18 protein-coding genes and 1 pseudogene are annotated in these 16,287 nt (G+C 68.5%); 10 read left to right on the top strand and 9 right to left on the bottom strand.

The window, feature by feature from the left end:
* Positions 1-790: 790 nt before the first annotated feature.
* From ACIQTP_RS43480 to ACIQTP_RS43455, 6 genes are all read left to right on the top strand, one after another.
* A complete protein-coding gene (locus ACIQTP_RS43480; RefSeq protein WP_403410883.1) occupies positions 791-1,639 on the top strand; it encodes a hypothetical protein in 849 nt (282 codons plus the stop codon).
* 1,112 nt (positions 1,640-2,751) lie between these two features.
* On the top strand, positions 2,752-3,273 hold the full coding sequence (locus ACIQTP_RS43475; RefSeq protein ID WP_403410880.1) for a hypothetical protein: 522 nt from the start codon (positions 2,752-2,754) through the stop codon (positions 3,271-3,273).
* The gene (locus tag ACIQTP_RS43470; protein WP_067385349.1) at positions 3,274-3,630 is read left to right on the top strand and encodes a tail fiber domain-containing protein; all 357 of its coding nucleotides are present in this window, start codon (positions 3,274-3,276) and stop codon (positions 3,628-3,630) included. It begins immediately after the preceding gene.
* 196 nt (positions 3,631-3,826) lie between these two features.
* Entirely contained in the window at positions 3,827-5,461 is a 1,635-nt protein-coding gene (locus tag ACIQTP_RS43465) for a glycosyltransferase (protein ID WP_403410877.1), read from the top strand.
* Complete coding sequence (locus ACIQTP_RS43460; protein WP_403410874.1) at positions 5,458-5,742, top strand: hypothetical protein; 285 nt, start codon at positions 5,458-5,460, stop codon at positions 5,740-5,742. The genes ACIQTP_RS43465 and ACIQTP_RS43460 overlap by 4 nt, the downstream gene beginning before the upstream one ends.
* Positions 5,735-5,917 carry a hypothetical protein gene (locus ACIQTP_RS43455; RefSeq protein ID WP_403410871.1) on the top strand — a complete coding sequence of 61 codons (183 nt, stop codon included), beginning with the start codon at positions 5,735-5,737 and terminating at the stop codon, positions 5,915-5,917. The genes ACIQTP_RS43460 and ACIQTP_RS43455 overlap by 8 nt, the downstream gene beginning before the upstream one ends.
* A 100-nt stretch (positions 5,918-6,017) precedes the next feature.
* Here ACIQTP_RS43455 and ACIQTP_RS43450 read toward each other — a convergent pair whose 3' ends face one another.
* Together ACIQTP_RS43450 and ACIQTP_RS43445 are read right to left on the bottom strand one after the other, a co-directional pair.
* Positions 6,018-6,542, bottom strand: a complete 525-nt coding sequence (locus tag ACIQTP_RS43450) for an ATP-binding protein (protein WP_402052093.1) — start codon at positions 6,540-6,542, stop codon at positions 6,018-6,020.
* A gap of 514 nt (positions 6,543-7,056) precedes the next feature.
* Entirely contained in the window at positions 7,057-7,332 is a 276-nt protein-coding gene (locus tag ACIQTP_RS43445) for a hypothetical protein (protein ID WP_403410868.1), read from the bottom strand.
* 309 nt (positions 7,333-7,641) lie between these two features.
* On the opposite strand from ACIQTP_RS43445, the gene ACIQTP_RS43440 reads away from it, so the two are divergent.
* Complete coding sequence (locus ACIQTP_RS43440) at positions 7,642-7,971, top strand: deoxyxylulose-5-phosphate synthase (protein ID WP_403410865.1); 330 nt, start codon at positions 7,642-7,644, stop codon at positions 7,969-7,971.
* A gap of 132 nt (positions 7,972-8,103) precedes the next feature.
* Here ACIQTP_RS43440 and ACIQTP_RS43435 read toward each other — a convergent pair.
* From ACIQTP_RS43435 to ACIQTP_RS43420, 4 genes and pseudogenes are all read right to left on the bottom strand, one after another.
* A pseudogene (locus tag ACIQTP_RS43435) lies at positions 8,104-8,148 on the bottom strand (hypothetical protein); the annotation flags it as partial.
* Positions 8,149-8,629: 481 nt separating this feature from the next.
* Entirely contained in the window at positions 8,630-8,965 is a 336-nt protein-coding gene (locus tag ACIQTP_RS43430; protein ID WP_403410862.1) for a hypothetical protein, read from the bottom strand.
* A 392-nt stretch (positions 8,966-9,357) separates the two neighbouring features.
* A complete protein-coding gene (locus ACIQTP_RS43425) occupies positions 9,358-10,476 on the bottom strand; it encodes a fatty acid desaturase family protein (RefSeq protein WP_403410859.1) in 1,119 nt (372 codons plus the stop codon).
* A 7-nt stretch (positions 10,477-10,483) separates the two neighbouring features.
* Positions 10,484-11,539 carry a ferredoxin reductase gene (locus ACIQTP_RS43420; RefSeq protein WP_403410856.1) on the bottom strand — a complete coding sequence of 352 codons (1,056 nt, stop codon included), beginning with the start codon at positions 11,537-11,539 and terminating at the stop codon, positions 10,484-10,486.
* An 87-nt stretch (positions 11,540-11,626) separates the two neighbouring features.
* On the opposite strand from ACIQTP_RS43420, the gene ACIQTP_RS43415 reads away from it, so the two are divergent.
* Both ACIQTP_RS43415 and ACIQTP_RS43410 read left to right on the top strand, forming a co-directional pair.
* A complete protein-coding gene (locus tag ACIQTP_RS43415) occupies positions 11,627-12,766 on the top strand; it encodes a PucR family transcriptional regulator (RefSeq protein WP_403410853.1) in 1,140 nt (379 codons plus the stop codon).
* A gap of 431 nt (positions 12,767-13,197) precedes the next feature.
* The gene (locus tag ACIQTP_RS43410; RefSeq protein WP_403410850.1) at positions 13,198-13,635 is read left to right on the top strand and encodes a TIGR03618 family F420-dependent PPOX class oxidoreductase; all 438 of its coding nucleotides are present in this window, start codon (positions 13,198-13,200) and stop codon (positions 13,633-13,635) included.
* Positions 13,636-13,769: 134 nt separating this feature from the next.
* Here the strand turns inward: ACIQTP_RS43410 and ACIQTP_RS43405 are convergent, their stop codons facing one another.
* On the bottom strand, positions 13,770-14,045 hold the full coding sequence (locus ACIQTP_RS43405) for a hypothetical protein (protein WP_403410848.1): 276 nt from the start codon (positions 14,043-14,045) through the stop codon (positions 13,770-13,772).
* A 142-nt stretch (positions 14,046-14,187) separates the two neighbouring features.
* Entirely contained in the window at positions 14,188-14,550 is a 363-nt protein-coding gene (locus ACIQTP_RS43400) for a helicase associated domain-containing protein (RefSeq protein WP_403410845.1), read from the bottom strand.
* Positions 14,551-14,740: 190 nt separating this feature from the next.
* Here ACIQTP_RS43400 and ACIQTP_RS43395 point away from each other — a divergent pair, with 190 nt between their 5' ends.
* Positions 14,741-15,136: a hypothetical protein gene (locus ACIQTP_RS43395; protein ID WP_403410842.1), complete on the top strand. Its 396-nt coding sequence runs from the start codon at positions 14,741-14,743 to the stop codon at positions 15,134-15,136.
* Between the two features lie 36 nt (positions 15,137-15,172).
* Here ACIQTP_RS43395 and ACIQTP_RS43390 read toward each other — a convergent pair whose 3' ends face one another.
* On the bottom strand, positions 15,173-15,604 hold the full coding sequence (locus tag ACIQTP_RS43390; protein ID WP_403410840.1) for an FAD-linked oxidase C-terminal domain-containing protein: 432 nt from the start codon (positions 15,602-15,604) through the stop codon (positions 15,173-15,175).
* Positions 15,605-16,287: the final 683 nt, after the last annotated feature.

Below are 16,287 nucleotides of genomic sequence, written 5' to 3'. Positions count from 1 at the left end.
CCGGCCCCCGGCCTGGTATGCCGCCCCCCTCCGGCGTCAGTGTGCCCGCCTCCGCGCCATTCGCGTGCGGTATGAGCACACGTTGCCCAAAAACTTACCTATCGGACAAGGCCGGGACATCGCGTCCTGACCAGGCCCGCGAGAGATGAAGCCGCGTGAGGACTCGCTGCTCCCGTTTGTTGTCGTGCTGCCGGCTCGGCGGGCCGCTCCGTGGTCTGGCAGGTCGGACACAGCTCATGACGCCAGCCGTCGGTGATGGCGGTCCCCCATCCCAGGCACACCTCGCCATTCCACGATGATGGGTCACTCGAACGTCGGCCGAGGGGGCGTTGCGAAACGGGCTTTCCCGCACCATGGGATCCCGTGGCCCGGTCGGATCTCAAAGGGCACCACGGTTCAGCGTGGACGGGTACGGCCCCTCACGGCCGGCGCGGTCACGTCCAGGGCGGCGGGACAGCCCGTGCGCTGATCTCGGTGAGGCGGAGCGCCACGGTGATGGACGAAATGGCGGCAGAAATCGAAGGCGGCCGTCGGCAAGGTGTCGCGTGCATCGGCAAGGTGTCGCACGGATGGACAGGCGTTCGCCCGCCCGAGCGGTCCGGAAGGTGTCCGGCCGGGCGGCAGCCGTTGGTAGGCAGAGCGGAGCCGGAATCGGCGTGTGTGCGTCAGCCGACGGGAGCGGACACAGAGGATCTTCACTATTTCCGCACCGAGTTCATATGATGCGGAGATCAACAGGCCCGGCACGAGGGAGACTTCGGCCGGCCTCTCAGGTTCCCGTGGGGGATTCATGCGTATACGCGTTGCGGTCGCCGTTGTTTCCGGTGCTGTCGTTCTGTCCGCGCTCGTTCTTCCGGTTGCCGCTCAGGCGTCGGAGCGTGCGGGTGCGTCGGCGAAGCTCAGCTCCTTCGCCTCGAAGACCGTTCGTCCGAACGACTCGTTGGGCAACACCAAGTTCTCGCACGCGGTCATCAACGGTGGCAAGGACATCGTCCTCGGCACCACCGGCACGAAGTCCGTCACCGTCACGTACACCGCCACCGACCAGAACGGCGTCGCCCTCACCGAGGCCTTCCTGTGGCAGGGCACCGACAGCTCGACCACGGACGGCATCACCGGCGGCCTGGGGACGGACGACGACCCCAGCTGCACGGAGACCGCGACCCAGGGCGTCTACCACTGCAAGGCCGTCTTCAACATCCACCCCGCCACCGACATGAAAAACAACGGCGTGGCCGGGACCTGGAAGCTGTTCCTGGGTGCCTGGGACCTGTACGCGAACGCCAGCTACAACGACGACGTCGCCACCGTCGCGATCAAGAAGTCCTCCACGCTGACCGCGGATGCCATGCCCGAGCCGGTCAAGAAGGGCAAGACCATCACGGTCACGGGCAAGCTCGCCCGCGCCAACTGGTCGACCGGCAAGTTCGCGGGCTACGTGTCCCAGCCCGTGAAACTGCAGTTCCGCAAGAAGGGCAGCAGCACCTACACCACCCTCAAGACGGTCAAAACCAACAGCACCGGCGTCCTGAAGACCACCACCAAGGCCACGGTCGACGGTTACTACCGCTACGTCTTCGCGGGCACCGCCACCACCGCCGCCTCGACAGCCCCCGGCGACTTCGTCGACGTCAGGTAAGCAGTCCGGTAAACGCCGCGCGTCACCACTCCGGTGCCGGGCCGCCGTGCATGACAGCGCTCCGGCACCACACCATTTCCCCGCGAATCCTCCGGATCACCGGATCGTGGCCAACTCCTCGGCACAGTGGGCGACCGTGATTCCGCCGATGTGGCGCGCACTCGTCAGGCGCCCCGGACTCCTCGCGGAAGAAGCGCGCCACAACCGAGTAAGGCCGCGTCCAGCTACCGGCGACGCTGGGAAGCGCACTGGCGGCTGGCATGCCGACGGCCCGCAACGGCTTCCCCCACAATCCGCCGCCGCTCCGTCGCCGGCGTCGCGTGCGGCCCCGCCGTCGCGTGAGGAAGCCCAGCGGCGCTCGATCCCGTCGCCCGCCGCCCGGGACATGTCCCACCCACCCATTTCTCTGTTCTTCCTGCTGGGGGGCGTGGTCCGGGGGCGTAGAGGGGATGTCGGCCTCCCGACCACGGCAGGGTCAGCGTGGTGACCTGCGGATTCGTGGGCAGGCGCGGTAGAGGGTGCGGACGGTTGTCGGAGGGGATTTGGGCCTGGTCCACGGAGGTGTTGTCGCTTCGTGACCGTGGTCTGGGGCTCTGGTCGGGGCTGGCTGCTGCCGTGATCGGTACGCGGTGCCGGACAGGCCGGTGCCGCACCGAGAGAGCCTTCGATCGGCTCCCCTGTGGATAGAGTTCGCTGACTGGCCGGGAGAGTTCCCCCCAGCACGGTGTGACCTCGATTCACAGTTTGCGGATCTTGAGGGTTTTACCTTGCGGGTCTGCATCCCGGGCGGGTCACGGTGTGTGAATGCCAACTCCGGGGAGCGCGAAACAGGCCGTGTTGTCTGGGCCGGTGGCCGGGGGAGTGGCTCGGTGCCGTCACCAGCGGCGGCACTCACATGTGGCGAGGTGCGGGGCGCGCCCACTGCCAGGGATGCCCGGTTGTGCGACGGATCGTCGGGAGTCGAAAGCAGCTGCGGGTGTGGCGTTCACTCATTGGAGTGGAAGATGCGATCAGTGCACCGGTTTGCCTTGTTTGACGGATTCGGGTGGTGGGCTGTTCGGGTGAGATGGCGCCCGCGAATATGCCGCCACTCGTTGCCCTGGAAGGGAAACATGAAGCTCGCAAACAACAGGGTCGCTCAACTCGCGGCCGTCGCGGTGAGCACGCTGTCGCTGGGAACCATCGTCGCGTCGGCCACGCCCGCGATGGCGCAGCCGCCTATCTGCGGCGACCACGACTGCCCCAGCCTGGCGCCCGCGGCCTTGAACGCGAGTCAGGGCACGCTGAACCTGACCTCGTTGCAGTTGGAGAACATCACCGCGAGCGCCACCGATGTCGTGTCGGGGCGGCCGCTGGTCGGTGCGCTGGTCCGGTTCTACACCTCTGGTGGCCGTCTGCTGGGCCAGGCGTACACGAACAACAACGGCATCGCCGGCATCGTCTCTTCGGAGAACTTCGGCCCCGGCACCATCCAGGAACTGCTGAGCGGCTACGACGCCGTCCTGGTCGGTGACGGCGTCCACACCACGGCCACGGCGCACGCGGCGATCACGGTCGGCACGGACTGCGGCACCATGCCGCCCAGTGACCGCCGGCTCAAGTGCGCTGTCGTCCCGGTCGACTGGAGCCGGTGAGTGCGGCTGTCCCGGCGGTCCAGGACAGCCGCCCCGGCTGTCCTGGAGCACACCGCCGACGAGGGCGCCGAGGTGGCCCCAGGCGACGCGGTCAACGGCTACCAGGTGCTCAAGACGGTGGAGGCGCTGCCGATCAGCACCTGGCGGTACCTGTGGGAGCCGGACCAGGTGCGCCACCTCGGGCCGATGGCCCAGGACTGGCACGACGCCTTTGGCTTCAACCCCGACGATACGACCATCAACCTCGTCGACGCCAACGGCGTGGCCCTGGTCTGTATCCAGGCTCTGAGCCGGCGTGTCGATGAGCTCACCGCCGAGGTCGAGCGCCTGCGGAAACTGACAGAGCGCTCCCAGTGATCCGCCTATTCGCGGCGTGGCACTGATCGGCACGTCATCGGGTTGCGGACCGGTCGGCCACCGAATGGTCGACCGGCCGCGGCAGCCGTATGGCGTACCCGTGCCGGAACGCAGTCGCATCCCTTCGCCGGCCCAGAGGCACTCCCCGCGGAAAACCGCCCGGCTGCCGAACGGGCACTGACTGAGAGAGGTAGTCATGACCCCGAAGGAAACCCCCGGCGCGGGGCCCGGCGCGCCGGACGAGGCGGGTCTGGCGGCTTTGCGGGAGCTGGTGGCCGCCACCGGTGACCGCTTCCGGTTACGCCCGCAACCGGGACCCGTCCAGGAGCCCCGCACCCTCACGGTGGGGATGGCAACGTATGACGACTACGACGGCGTGTACTTCACCGTCACCAGTCTGCTGCTCCACCACGCCGAGGTGATGGACCGGGTCAGCATCCTGGTGGTCGACAACCACCCCGCCGGCCCACACGCCTGGGCGCTCAAGCGGCTGGAGCAGGAAGTCCCACAGCTGCGCTACGTCCCCTACGACCGCCGAGCCGGCACCGCCGCCCGCGACCGGATCTTCCGCGAGGCCACCTCGGACTGGGTTATGTGTGTGGACTCCCACGTCCAGCTGGCCCCGGGGGCACTCGCCGCTCTGCTGGACTACATCGACACCCACCCCGACAGCGGCGACCTGATCCAGGGACCGCTGGTGTCCACCGACCAACGCACGGTCTCCACCCACTGGGAGCCCCGCTGGCACCGCGGGATGTACGGCGTGTGGGGCACCGACCCACGCGGCACCCACCCCGGCGCGCCGCCCTTCGAGATCGGCATGCAGGGCCTGGGCCTGTTCGCCTGCCGCACCAAAGCATGGCCCGGACTCAACCCTGCCCTCGCCGGCCACGGAGGCGAGGAAGGCCACCTGCACGAGAAGTTCCGCCGCGCCGGCCACACCACCCTCTGCCTGCCCGCCCTGCGCTGGATGCACCGCTTCAACGTCCCCCGCACGAAAAGGGCCGCCGCCTCGACCTGGTACCAGAGCCTGTTCAACTACCTCATCGGATACGACGAACTCGGCCAAAGCCCCCACGAGGCCATCGCCCACTTCTCCACCCTCATCGGGGAAAAAGCCGTCCGCCAGGCCGTCGCCGACTACGAGGCCGAAAAACGCAACCCCTTCACCGCTTTCGACGGCATCACCTGCATCAACCTCGACGAACGCCCCGACCGCTGGAAGGCCATGCAAGGACGCCTGAGCGCGCTGGGCCTGCGGCCCGAACGCATCCACCGCCTGCCCGCCGTCGCCACACCGGCCAACCACCACATCGGCTGCGCACTCTCGCACCGCCAGGCCCTCCAGCAGGCCCACACCGACAACCTCGACTCCCTGCTCGTCCTGGAAGACGACGTCCTCTTCCTCCCCGGCACCACCTGGGTACTGCGCCGCGCCATGACCGAACTCACCGGCCGAACCTGGTCACTGCTCTACCTCGGCGGGGCCGACTGGGGCCGGACCTTCCCCCAGACCGAGGGCTGCCGCCACCTCGAAAACGTCACCGGCATCACCACCACCCACGCCATCGCCTACCACCGCAGCGCCTTCACCCACCTCCTCGACGAACTGCCCGACACCATCGAGGGCATGACCGCCTGGATCCACCGCCACACCGCCATCGACCAGTACCTCGCCCGCTGGGACCGGCCCGACCTCTACCGCACCGTCCCGGTCATCGCCGCCCAGACCAACCAGATCGAGCTGGTGGCGGAAGACCTGCGTGACCAGTTCGCCTCCCACACCTTCACCGGAATCGACGTACCCGCGCTCGGAGGAGCCCCCCGATGAACAACCCCCGGGCCCGCCGTGAGGGACTGCGCGCCAAGAAAACCACCGACGGCCGCCTGGCCGTCTACGACGAACACACCGAACAAGGACACCTCCTCAGCCCGCTGAGCGCCACCGTCTTCCACCTCGCCGACGGCACCCGCACCCTGACCGACCTCACCGAGGCCGCCACCCACACCCACCCGACAGCCGACACCACCCTCATCCGACTCGCCCTCACCGAACTCAACACCGCCCACCTGCTGGACACCCCCGCCCAAGAGCCCCCGGCAGATGGCTGAGGTGATCACGAAAGAGGAGTCGAACGGCCGGTCGTACGTGCGCAGGGCGATGAAGAAACTGGCGGAGCTCGGGCTGGCGGAGACCAACGGCAAGGACGGCCCATCCCACACGACACAACGGTTCGGGCAGGGCGTTGCAGCCCGAGCACAGTACGTGGCGAAACTCGCCAACTGAAGTGCTCAGTCACACGGATGTGTGAGCCGAAGCACGATAGTTGGCACCGAGGCAGGCTTGTTGGTCACCAGCGAGGCTTGACGCCGACAGGTCGTTTTTCTCAACTCTTGACGGCCTTTGCGATCTGCTGGGCGGCCTGGGCGGGTGTGAGGTGCGTGGTGTCGACGACCTCGGCCTCGGCGTGCAGCCACGTGCGGGCCGCCTCGGCGTAGGGCTCAAGGTATTGGAGACGGAACGGGGAGTTGGGGCCAAGAACGGTGTCGCCCGCGATGCGCCCGCGGAGGGTGTCCTGGTCGGCATGGAGGACGAAGTGCCGGACTGGAATGGCGTGCTGGGCAAGGCCCGAGCTGATCTCGCGCCAGTACTGCTCGACCAGGACGGTCATGGGCATCACCAGGGTGCCGCCGGTGTAGTCGAGGACGCGTCGGGCGGTCTCGACCACGAGCGGCCGCCACGGTGGCCAGTGCTGGAAGTTGTCTGTCGCGGGCAGCCCTGGCGTGATGTCCATGAGTGTTTCGCCGACCTTCTCGGCGTCGAACACCCGTGAATCCGGGATCAGTTGCTGCACGAGCGCACTGGTCGTCGTCTTGCCTGCGCCATGGGTGCCATTGAGCCATACGATCATGGACTTGACGCTAGCGTCGTGCGGGCCGCGGGGACAGACGGAAATGAGCGTCTGTGACAAGTCGGATGCTTCGCCTGTGACAACCAGGATGCTTCGACCGATCCCTTTTGCCGGCTCGCTCGACCCCCGCTAGTGATGTCCCGTCTCCGTCGATGTGGTCCCAGCCTCAAATGGTCTGGTCCGATTCGCCTGGCGTCTCAGATGATCTGGTCCGCCAGGACTGCCAGCAGGTGTCAGAATCGGGGCAGTTCCATGAGGTGCGCGTCGCGGGAGTCTCCACGCTTGGAGCGTGCAATCTCGGAGACGTGTCGTGCCTGGGCGGCGGACAGACGCCGCCCCTCCCACAGCAGTGCTGCGGCATCCACGGCCTCCAGGGGCGGAGACGGCGGCACCTCACACAGAATGACGCCCGTCAGCGCGGCCAGGTCGCGGGCGTCGATCCCCAGCAGGGCACCGAAGCGCCGGGACCGCCGGCGAGGGGCATGAGCGGCTTCGGGGCGAAGCTGGAACGCCGTTACTCCTGCGACAGTGAGCGGATCAGCTGCAGGAGTTCACGGCGTCCCGCTGCGGGGAGACGCACCGCATCCGTCACCGTGCTCTTCACCCACATCGCGGCCGCGGCGTCCAACGGCGCCATGTCGTCAGGGACCACCAGCCTCGCGAGGATGAACAGATCGACGGCATGGAAACCCAGTGCGGGCGCAAGCCGCCGGAGCATTTCCTCGCCGGGGCTGTCCCCTGCGAGCGCTGCGCGGACCTCGTCCTCGTTCAGCCCAGCGAGGTCGGCCAATTCCTGCCCGCCGAGCTCTCTGTGCTCCAGCAAACGCCAGCATCGCGCCGGACCCGGGGTGCTCCGTCATGCCCGCAGACTAGCCAGAAGCGCGAGCGGGACACAGCCGTCGCCGAAGAGAGCACGGGCCGCTGGGGTGTGTGGAGTTGTCATTGGTGACTGCGATGATCGCCCTGGCTAGCGTGAGCACGCGGGTATAAGGATCAACATCCAGCATCTCGGCTTCCGGGACGCCGACGCTCCTGCCTGGACTCTCGATCTCCTTCAATTCACTGGTCGACGCCCAGGATGATCTCTAGGGTTGAGCGCATGGCTCATGCCAAGACCTCGTACGTCTGCCTCTCTTGCCGGGCCTCCTACAAGCAGCCCTACGACAGAACGAGACAACGGACCTGTCCCCGCTGTGCGGAGCCGCTGATCCATGCAGGTTCGGCGTTCGCCGTGCCTCGGCGGCGGGATGTCGCGGCGTGGCGAACACTGTCGGTGCTGCTGAACGCCGGTGTGAGATTCCACAAAAGCTGCTGTGGCGGGCCTGGATATCGTCCCCGGACCCTGCGTGAGGTACGCGAACGGATGACGTACGCGCAGCGCAGTGGCGAGCCGATCGCACACGCGCTCACCCGGCGGGAGGTGGGGTGATGGACAGGCTGGGGACCGAACGCTCAACTGGCCAACGGAGCGCTCAGTCATAGTTGCGTGACCAGGGCGTACGGGCGTGGACGGGGTGATGCGCTCGACCAGCCCCTCGGTGCGCAACCTGGCCAGCCGCCGCCGGGTCTGCTCGATACGCACCGAGGGAGCGATCACCCGGTGCATCTGCTCGGTGGTGGCCCGCCGGTACTGCACCAGCACGCCCAGCGCCAGCCGGTCTCCGCTGCCCGCGTCCACGCCGATCATCACGGATCTGCTCGCTTCCCGTCCGGTGCGGCACCGTCCTGCCCGGCGCCGCGCGTACCGGTCACAGCAGCAGTCCGGCTCCGACCAGAACCCCGACCACGAAGGCCCGACCACGGCCACGACGCGACAACGCCTCCGTGGACCAGGCCCACATCCCCTCCGGCAACCCGGCCGACAACCGTCCGCGCACTCTGCCGCGCCTGCCCGCGAACGCGCAGGCCACCACGCTGGTTGGGCCGTGCTGGGGAGGCCGACATCCCCTCCGCGCCCCCGGACCACGCCCCCCAGCAGGAAGAACAAGGAAGTGGGTGGGTGGGACAGGCTCCGGGCGGAGGGCGAGGGGATCGGGCGCCGCCGGTGCTCCTCGCGCGTCGGCCGGGGCCGTCGCGCTGCGCCGCAGTCAGAGCGGCGTCAGGTGGGGGACATCGGCGGGAGAGAGGTCGGGGCGGGCGCGGTGCCAGCGTGCGGGGTTGCGCCATCGGCCGGAAGCGTCGCGGGTGACGTCGACGCCGACTTCCACCACCAGCTCGGGTCGCACGACGGAGAAGCCGGCCAGCCGCAGGATCCCGATCAATGCCGTCTGCATGAGTAGAACGACCTCGGCGTGGCGCTTCCACTCCGGCGCCGCCGGGTCCTGCCGTTCCGCCACTGCCCGCATACCGGCCTCTCCCAGTTCTGGGGCGTTCCAGCGGACGTAGAGGCCTCCGGCGTACTCACCCTGGCTGTCGGCTTCCACCCAGACGCCGGGCTGTTTCGGTACTCCCGGACGCTCGACATGAGCGGGAAGACCGGCGCGGTGGAGTTCTCGGCAGACCCGGCCTGCCAGGTCGTACCCAGCGGCGATGATTTCCTCCGAAGCATACGGGTGACCGTGCGCCTCAGCATTGGCTCGACTCTCGGGGTCTGTATACGTCACTGGGCATCTCCTGGTGTGAGGTCCTCCAACACCTCGCCGGGGGCTGTGTGCTGAGCTCCTGGCGCACGTCCAGGCAGCGCAGCCGGACACCGGGCTGCCCGGATCCCGTGTCGTACGGTCTGATGTCGCGGCCGCCCACCGTCCGCAACGGATCTCACCGAACCCGGCGGTGCCGCCGGTACGGCCGGAAGATTCTGAACCAATACCGGGAATCAGGCCGCGACGAGCTCCTGCTCGCGGTCCGGTGTCTTGACCTTGGGCTTCCTGTTCGGCAGCGAGAGCCGGAAGACCTTGCGCCACGCGGAGAACACCTGCTTGGGCAGCGGCCCGGTGACGTACTCCAGCTCGTACTTCTCGAACAGCGCGCGCACCTTCACCGCGACCTCGGCGTACCGGTTGCTCGGCAGGTCCGGGAAGAGGTGGTGCTCGATCTGGTGCGACAGGTTGCCGGTCATGAAGTGCATGGCCTTGCTGCCGCTGATGTTCGCCGAGCCCATCATCTGGCGCAGGTACCACTGGCCGCGGCTCTCGCCCTTGATCGACCGGCGCTCGAAGACCTGCACACCCTCGGGGAAATGCCCGCACATGATCACCGAGTGGGTCCAGATGTTGCGGACCAGGTTCGCGGTGAACGTGGCGGCGAGCGTGGGGAGGAAGGACGGGCCCGACAGCAGCGGGTGGATCACGTAGTCCTTGAGCACCTGCTTGCGGATCTTGCGGCCCACGGCCCTGGCCCCCGCGCGGAACTCCGGGTTGTTGCGGCGGCGCTTGTGCAGGTTCTTGCCGAGCTCCAGGTCGTACGCCGCGATGCCGTACTCGAAGAAGCAGGCGTTGATGAAGTTCCACAGCGGCTGGCCGAGGTGGAACGGGTGCCACCTCTGGTCCTCGTCGACGCGCATGATGCCGTAGCCGAGGTCGTTGTCCTTGCCGATCACGTTGGTGTACGTGTGGTGCAGCTCGTTGTGCGAGTGCTTCCACTGCTCGGACGGCGAGACGTGATCCCACTCCCAGGTGGTGGAGTGGATCTTCGGGTCCCGCATCCAGTCCCACTGGCCGTGCAGGATGTTGTGGCCGATCTCCATGTTGTCCATGATCTTCGCCACGGACAGACCGGCGGTGCCGAGCAGCCACGCGGGCGGGAAGAGCGAGAACAACAGCACGCCCCTGCTGGCCAGTTCGAGCTTGCGCTGCGCCGAGATGACCTTGCGGATGTAGGCGGCGTCCTTCTCGCCGCGGCCGGCGATCACCTCGTCGCGGATCGCGTCCAGCTCGCGGCCGAGCTCCTCGATCTGCTCCGCGGTCAGGTGGGCGGTGGGGTCGATGGCGGTCAAGGTGCTCCTACCGTTCGATGTCGCAGGGGCCCGCCGCGGCGGACACGCAGGTCTGGATGAGGACGCCCGGCTCGGCCTCGGTGATCTCGCCGGTGCGCAGGTCGCGGACGGCGCCCGCCTTGAGCGGGGTGATGCAGCCGAAGCAGATGCCCATGCGGCACCCGGAGGGCATGAGCACGCCGGCCTCCTCGCCGATGTCCAGCAACGGCGTGGCGCCGTCCGCGTCGACGGTCTTGCCGGTGGCGCTGAACGTGACCTCGCCGCCGTCGCCGGCGACGACGATGCCGGGGCGGAAGCGTTCGGTGTGCAGGCGCTCTTGTACGCCGTGCTCGGTCCAGTGCTCTTCGGCGGCGTCGAGCAGGCCCGCGGGCCCACAAGCCCAGGTCTCGCGCTCGGCCCAGTCGGGCACGAGTTCGTCGAGACGGGCGATGTCGAGCTGGCCGTCCGTGTCGGTGTGCACCTCGGTGAGCCGCAGCTTCTTGTCCGCGACCAGGTCGTGCAGTTCGTTGCGGAAGATCACGTCTTGCGGCTGTGGCGCGCAGTGGACCATGACGACGTCGTCGAACTCGATGTCGCGCAGCATGCCCATCACGGGCGTGATGCCGCTGCCGGCCGTCAGGTAGAGCACCTTGGCGGGCTTGGCCTGCGGCAGCACGAAGTCACCGGTCGGCTGGTCGAGCTGGATCAGCGTGCCCGGTTTCGCCCTGCGGACCAGGTGGTTGCTGACCTTGCCGTCCGGGATCGCCTTCACGGTGATCGTGACGCGGCCGTCCTGGCGGTTTGTCGGCGAGGTGATGGAGTAGGCACGCCACAGGCGCACCCCGTCGACGTCGACCCCGATCCGCACGTACTGACCGGCTGTGTGGCCGCGCCAGCCCCGTCCCGGCCTGATCACGATGGTCACGGCGTCACCCGTCTCGGGGTGCACGGCCTCGATGCGCCCACGCAGGTCAGCGCCCGCACGCAGCGGGCTGACCAGGTCGAGGTAGTCCGACGGCAACAGCGGCGTCGTGACCATCTCCAGCAGTTTCCACGCCCTGCTGCGGAGGGCTGCACTCGTCATGACTCCAGCTTGCTGCGCCTCAAGGCGTAAAGTCCTGACCGCAGGACGTAAATCTGGTCGGCTGAATTGTTCGCAGGGAACAAAAACGTGAGCCATGCAATCCGGAGGGCCAGCGAACTGGCCCTGGATGAGACGACGGTCACCGCACTTCGGGCCGCGCTGAAGACCACCGCCGACGAGGTCGTCCAGGCGATCATCGACGAGGTCCCTTCCTACGCCAACGCCCTTTCGGGCAGCATGGGCGGCACCATCCGCCGAGCCGTCCGCACCGCCCTGGGGCACTACCTGGACCTCGCGAGCGGGAACGCCACAGGCGGCGACGCCGGTGACGCAGCCTACGAGCTGGGCCGCGGCGAGGTGCGCGACGGCCGTTCGATGGACGCCCTACTCAGCGCCTACCGCGTCGGCGCCCGCGTGGCCTGGCGATGCCTGGCAGCGGGTGCCGTACCCGCAGGTCTGCCCGCCGCCGAGGTCGCCAAGTTCGCCGAGCTGACCTTCGCCTACATCGACGAGCTCTCCGCCGCGAGCGCCGCGGGCCACGCCGACGAACTGGCCGCCCGGGGCAGGGCCCACGAGCGCCACCTGGAACACCTGGCCCGCGACCTCCTCGCCGGCGCGAGCCCGGACGTGCTGCTGGCCTCTGTTCAACGGGCCGGGTGGCAGCCTCCGGTTTCGCTGACCGCGGTTCTGCTGCCCGCCGCCCAGGCCCGGCCTGCCTACCGCGCGCTCGACCCGAGCACCCTCGTCCTCGACGATCTGCCGGACGCCACCGGTGTGCTGTTTGTCCCCGATGCCGACCGATCACATCTCTTGCGGCAGCTGACCGACCGCACCGCCGTGGTCGGCCCGGCCCGGCCATGGACTCGTGCGTCCGCCTCGTACGCACGAGCCGTACGCGCCCGCTCCCTCTCCTCCGATATTCGCGACACCGAGGACCACCTGCCCGAGCTGGTGCTGAGCGCCGACGTGGACGCGTTCGCAGACCTGCGTGCCCGAGCCCTCGCACCGTTGCGGACCTTGCCTGTCGCGACCGCCCGGCGGCTGGAGGAGACGTTGCGGGCGTGGCTGCTGCACCAGGGCAGGCGGGACGAGGTGGCGGCGGCGTTGTTCGTCCATCCCCAGACAGTCCGGTACCGGATGTCGCAGCTGCGGGAGCTGTTTCCGGATCTCGTATCGCCACACCGGGTCCTTGAACTGACGCTGGCGGTCGGTCTTGGGGTCAGCTGACGCGTACTTCGACCGTCCACGCCCGCGTCCGCGAGCGGTCCGGGAATCGTGCCTCGTTCTCGGCGCCATCAGCTGGCTCATGCGGCCCGGGGAAGAGCGGTATTAGCCAGCTGAGACCGGGGGTTGATGTGAAGACCGATCCAACGAGTGCACGGGGTCTGGCACTTACGGGCAGATTCTGCGAGTGGAACCAGGAACCTGCCCGTTCATGCAGGAATTCGAAAGCCCAGCGCCGGCGCTTCCGCCGCGTCGTCTTGGAAGCCTTCCCAGGCCGCCAGTTCCGCCCAGCGTTACGGGAAACCAGCGGGTTCGAGGGATCTGGACGGTGTTCTCGTGAGAACCCACTGGAGCATGGTGGTTCTCGCCAGGGTGACGTTGACCGGCTGTGGCAAAGTGGCTCTTCGAGAGATGATCAAGGGGGAGGAGCGGCCATGGCGGCGGAGTTGAACGAGCGGGTGCGGAAGCGGCTGGAGGAGCCGAACTTCTGGTACGTGGCCACGGTGACGCCGGACGGGGCGCCGCATGTCACGCCGATGTGGGTGGGGCTGGAGGACGGGCTGATCGTCTTCAATACTTCGGTCGGCCGGATCAAGGAGGAGAACCTCCGCAACGACGCCCGGGTCTACCTCTCGCACGCCGATGCCGAGAATCCCTATGACCGGATGCAGATCTCCGGCCGCGTGGTGCACTTCGTCCAGGGCGAGGAGGCCGAGCGCGGCATGGACCGGCTGGCCCGCAAGTACCTGGGTCTGAACGGGTACCCCTGGCTGATCGAAGGCGAGCAGCGGGTACACGTCCTGGTCGAGCCGGAGCGAGTGCGCCACATCGTCGGGGTCGAACCGTTCCGGCCAGGAGTTATCCCTTCTTGATCCGGTACGAGCAGTACAGCAGCGGTGCGCGGCTGTGCTCATCTCCGCAGCTGAGACTCAGCGAGACCAGAAGGGCGAGCGACGGGGCTCTGGTGGTGACCGGGTCTCCCTGACCGGCGGCCCCGGGCGGGCCCTCAGGGGACCGCCTGATTCAGGCGGCGGATGTCCCGGAGCTCCCGTACGGCGCGCTCGTGGTGGTGCGCGGTGGGGATCGCCTCGTACAGGTCCAGGGCGCGGCGGCGGATCAGGCCGGTGCGGCAGTCGTCCGGCAGTCCGGTCAGGGCGGCGACCGTTCGGCGGCAGGCCTGGTAGCAGCGCTGCCACCCGATCTCCCACGCCGGGCACCACCCAGGATCGATCTCTGCCAGTGCCTCCGTACGGCTCTCTGACAGCTCCCCGCTGTACAGCACATCTTGTTTCCCCGCGTGCACGGCGTGCAGCCTTCTTCGCCGCCTTCCGGGCTGCCGCGCGAGGGTTCTTGGCGAACACTCCCACCGCTGCTCCCTCCCAGACGGCTGTGGCCGGCGAGCGGGCGACGACGAGGCCGGCGTCCTAGCGTCCTACGCGGACGCGTGCACCGACCACACCATCCAGCCGCTCCAGCTCTTCGCCCCGCGACGCTTCCAGCGTTCCGGCCGCATAGTAGCGGCGCTGATCCGCTACCCACACCCTCAGCGAGGAGGACCAGTCCTCCGGCGTGACGTAAGTGAACGGCACCCGCAGCTCACTGCTGTCCGTCTCATGTAGCCAGCGTGTAGCGGCTTCGACACCGCGCCGCCAGTACGCGGCTTCGGGGTCGATGGCGCGCAGCTGCACGAGTTGCATCAGCACGGCCGGGTCAGGCTCCTCGCTGAACCGCAGCACCCCCGCCGCCCGCGTCGACACCCGCCCCACTTCCCCTTCGACGTTCTCCAAGCCGTTCTCGCCACCGTCCAGCAGACCGTCTTCGGGCTCCTGTTCGCCCGCCGTGCGGCTGTTGGGCAGGCGAAGGCTTCGATCGTGTCGGGACCGGAGGTGAGGGTGGGATGATCCTGTCCTCTCCGGCATGCCTGGCGACGCCACGTGTACCGGATCGCCGGTGACCGACGAGGAAGACGAAGGATCGATGACGCTGAATGTGGGCCAACGGGTGCGGCTGGCGGCTGATCTCCGGTTGGCCGGGCAGGTGACCCCCGCCGGGGAGCCCCCGGAGGAGACGGGTGCCTTCGCCGCCTCTCTGGCCCTGGCAGCAGGCATCGAGGGCACCGTCGAGCGTGTGGACGAGCATCACCGGCAGCAGAGCCACGAGGTCCGTGAGTACCTGCGCCTCAAGTCGCTCCTCGACGACTTCGGCGACCAGATGCCGCTGGCGAGCAGAAAACAACTGGAGGAGCAGGTGGGGGCCTTGGAAGAGCAGTGGGTCGCCTACCATCGACGGATGCACCGCGTCACGGTCCGCGTCCGGCTCGACAACGGATTCGTCCTCGACGACGCCCCCGAGGACGCTTTCGCCTCCGCCTGATCAGGCTCGGGCGCTCGCTTTCCGCGTGGCGGCCTGTCAGTCGAGCAGGACACCTGGGTTGAGGATGTGGTGCGGGTCGAGGCTGTTCCTGGCGGCTCGCAGCGCCAGTGCGAAGGGTTCGGGGCGCTGGAGGTCGCAGGCAGGGCGGTGGTCGCGGCCCACGGCGTGATGGTGTGTGATCGTGGCGCGGTGGCGGTGCAGGACATCGGTCGCGGCGGCCTTGCTGTCGTCCCGGACCTGGACCGCCTCGCCGGGCCGGCCGGCCACAGCCACGGTGAAGTGGGGGCGCCGCCGGGGTAGACGTGGGGCAGGCCGCACGCGGCAGGTGACGGTTGCCCGGTGACCGGTGGCTTTCAGGGCAGCGCCGACCTTGGTGCGTACGGCGTCGATGAGTGCGGGGAAGGTCCCAGGTGGCGGGTGCCGACGACCGCGCCCCATGCGGGCCAGACCGTCACGCAGGTAGGGCATGCGAAGGAACGCCGAGCGCCATGCGCTGACGGCCGCGTCGGCTTCCGCGTCTGTGAGTGGGCGGTGGGGTGGCAGAGGGTGGGCGTCAGTGGAATCGCGGAGTGTATGTCCTGGTAGCGGGTCCATGACGGGGTTGTGGTCGCTGTCTGGGGTGACCAAGCAGATGTTGTGGTGTGGCTAGCAGGTTGGTTGCTGGCTGTCATGGCTTTCGCTGTTCCTATGTGAGGGGCTGGCGGGGTCGGGTGGGATCACCGGCCTCCAGCCGGTACGCGGCCGCGACCCAGTTAAAGAACGACCACGTCGTCTCGCCTATGACGGGCACCACCCGCAGCACGGCGGCCACCCCGGCGCCTCCCGTATGCGATCCGGTTCCCGGCGGCGGCTGCACAACAGCACTGAGCGCCCTGCAGCCCACTGCCCGTGCACGGCCAACGATCCCGGGCGCCTCCGGGTACTGGGGGGCAGCGTCCGCTGGAGTGGCGCTCGGCCCGTAGTAGGGCGAGTGGTCCAGCGGCGTCAACAACCCTGCGGGTCAATACACACCCGGCTGAGCATCTACGCCGTCGCCGAGGTCCTGCACTCCTGGTACATCTGACCCGGGCGACGGGCGTACGCCGGTCCCGGCCCATCGCGTCGGCACCCGCCCGCGTACGGCGCCCCCCGACGGGTCTGCGAGGATATCC

Source organism: Streptomyces sp. NPDC090798, assembly GCF_044768965.1.
Lineage (GTDB): Bacteria > Actinomycetota > Actinomycetes > Streptomycetales > Streptomycetaceae > Streptomyces.
This window is presented reverse-complemented; position numbering and strand designations above follow the sequence as displayed.

Excerpts from the sequence above, each read along its gene's own strand:
- ACIQTP_RS43455 (WP_403410871.1), top strand. The coding sequence starts at position 5,735 with ATGGCTGAGGTGATCACGAAAGAGGAGTCGAACGGCCGGTCGTACGTG.
- ACIQTP_RS43420 (WP_403410856.1), bottom strand. The coding sequence starts at position 11,539 with ATGACGAGTGCAGCCCTCCGCAGCAGGGCGTGGAAACTGCTGGAGATG.
- ACIQTP_RS43480 (WP_403410883.1), top strand. The coding sequence starts at position 791 with ATGCGTATACGCGTTGCGGTCGCCGTTGTTTCCGGTGCTGTCGTTCTG.
- ACIQTP_RS43440 (WP_403410865.1), top strand. The coding sequence starts at position 7,642 with ATGGCTCATGCCAAGACCTCGTACGTCTGCCTCTCTTGCCGGGCCTCC.
- ACIQTP_RS43475 (WP_403410880.1), top strand. The coding sequence starts at position 2,752 with ATGAAGCTCGCAAACAACAGGGTCGCTCAACTCGCGGCCGTCGCGGTG.
- ACIQTP_RS43460 (WP_403410874.1), top strand. The coding sequence starts at position 5,458 with ATGAACAACCCCCGGGCCCGCCGTGAGGGACTGCGCGCCAAGAAAACC.
- ACIQTP_RS43395 (WP_403410842.1), top strand. The coding sequence starts at position 14,741 with ATGACGCTGAATGTGGGCCAACGGGTGCGGCTGGCGGCTGATCTCCGG.
- ACIQTP_RS43465 (WP_403410877.1), top strand. The coding sequence starts at position 3,827 with ATGACCCCGAAGGAAACCCCCGGCGCGGGGCCCGGCGCGCCGGACGAG.
- ACIQTP_RS43390 (WP_403410840.1), bottom strand. The coding sequence starts at position 15,604 with ATGCCCTACCTGCGTGACGGTCTGGCCCGCATGGGGCGCGGTCGTCGG.
- ACIQTP_RS43410 (WP_403410850.1), top strand. The coding sequence starts at position 13,198 with ATGGCGGCGGAGTTGAACGAGCGGGTGCGGAAGCGGCTGGAGGAGCCG.
- ACIQTP_RS43450 (WP_402052093.1), bottom strand. The coding sequence starts at position 6,542 with ATGATCGTATGGCTCAATGGCACCCATGGCGCAGGCAAGACGACGACC.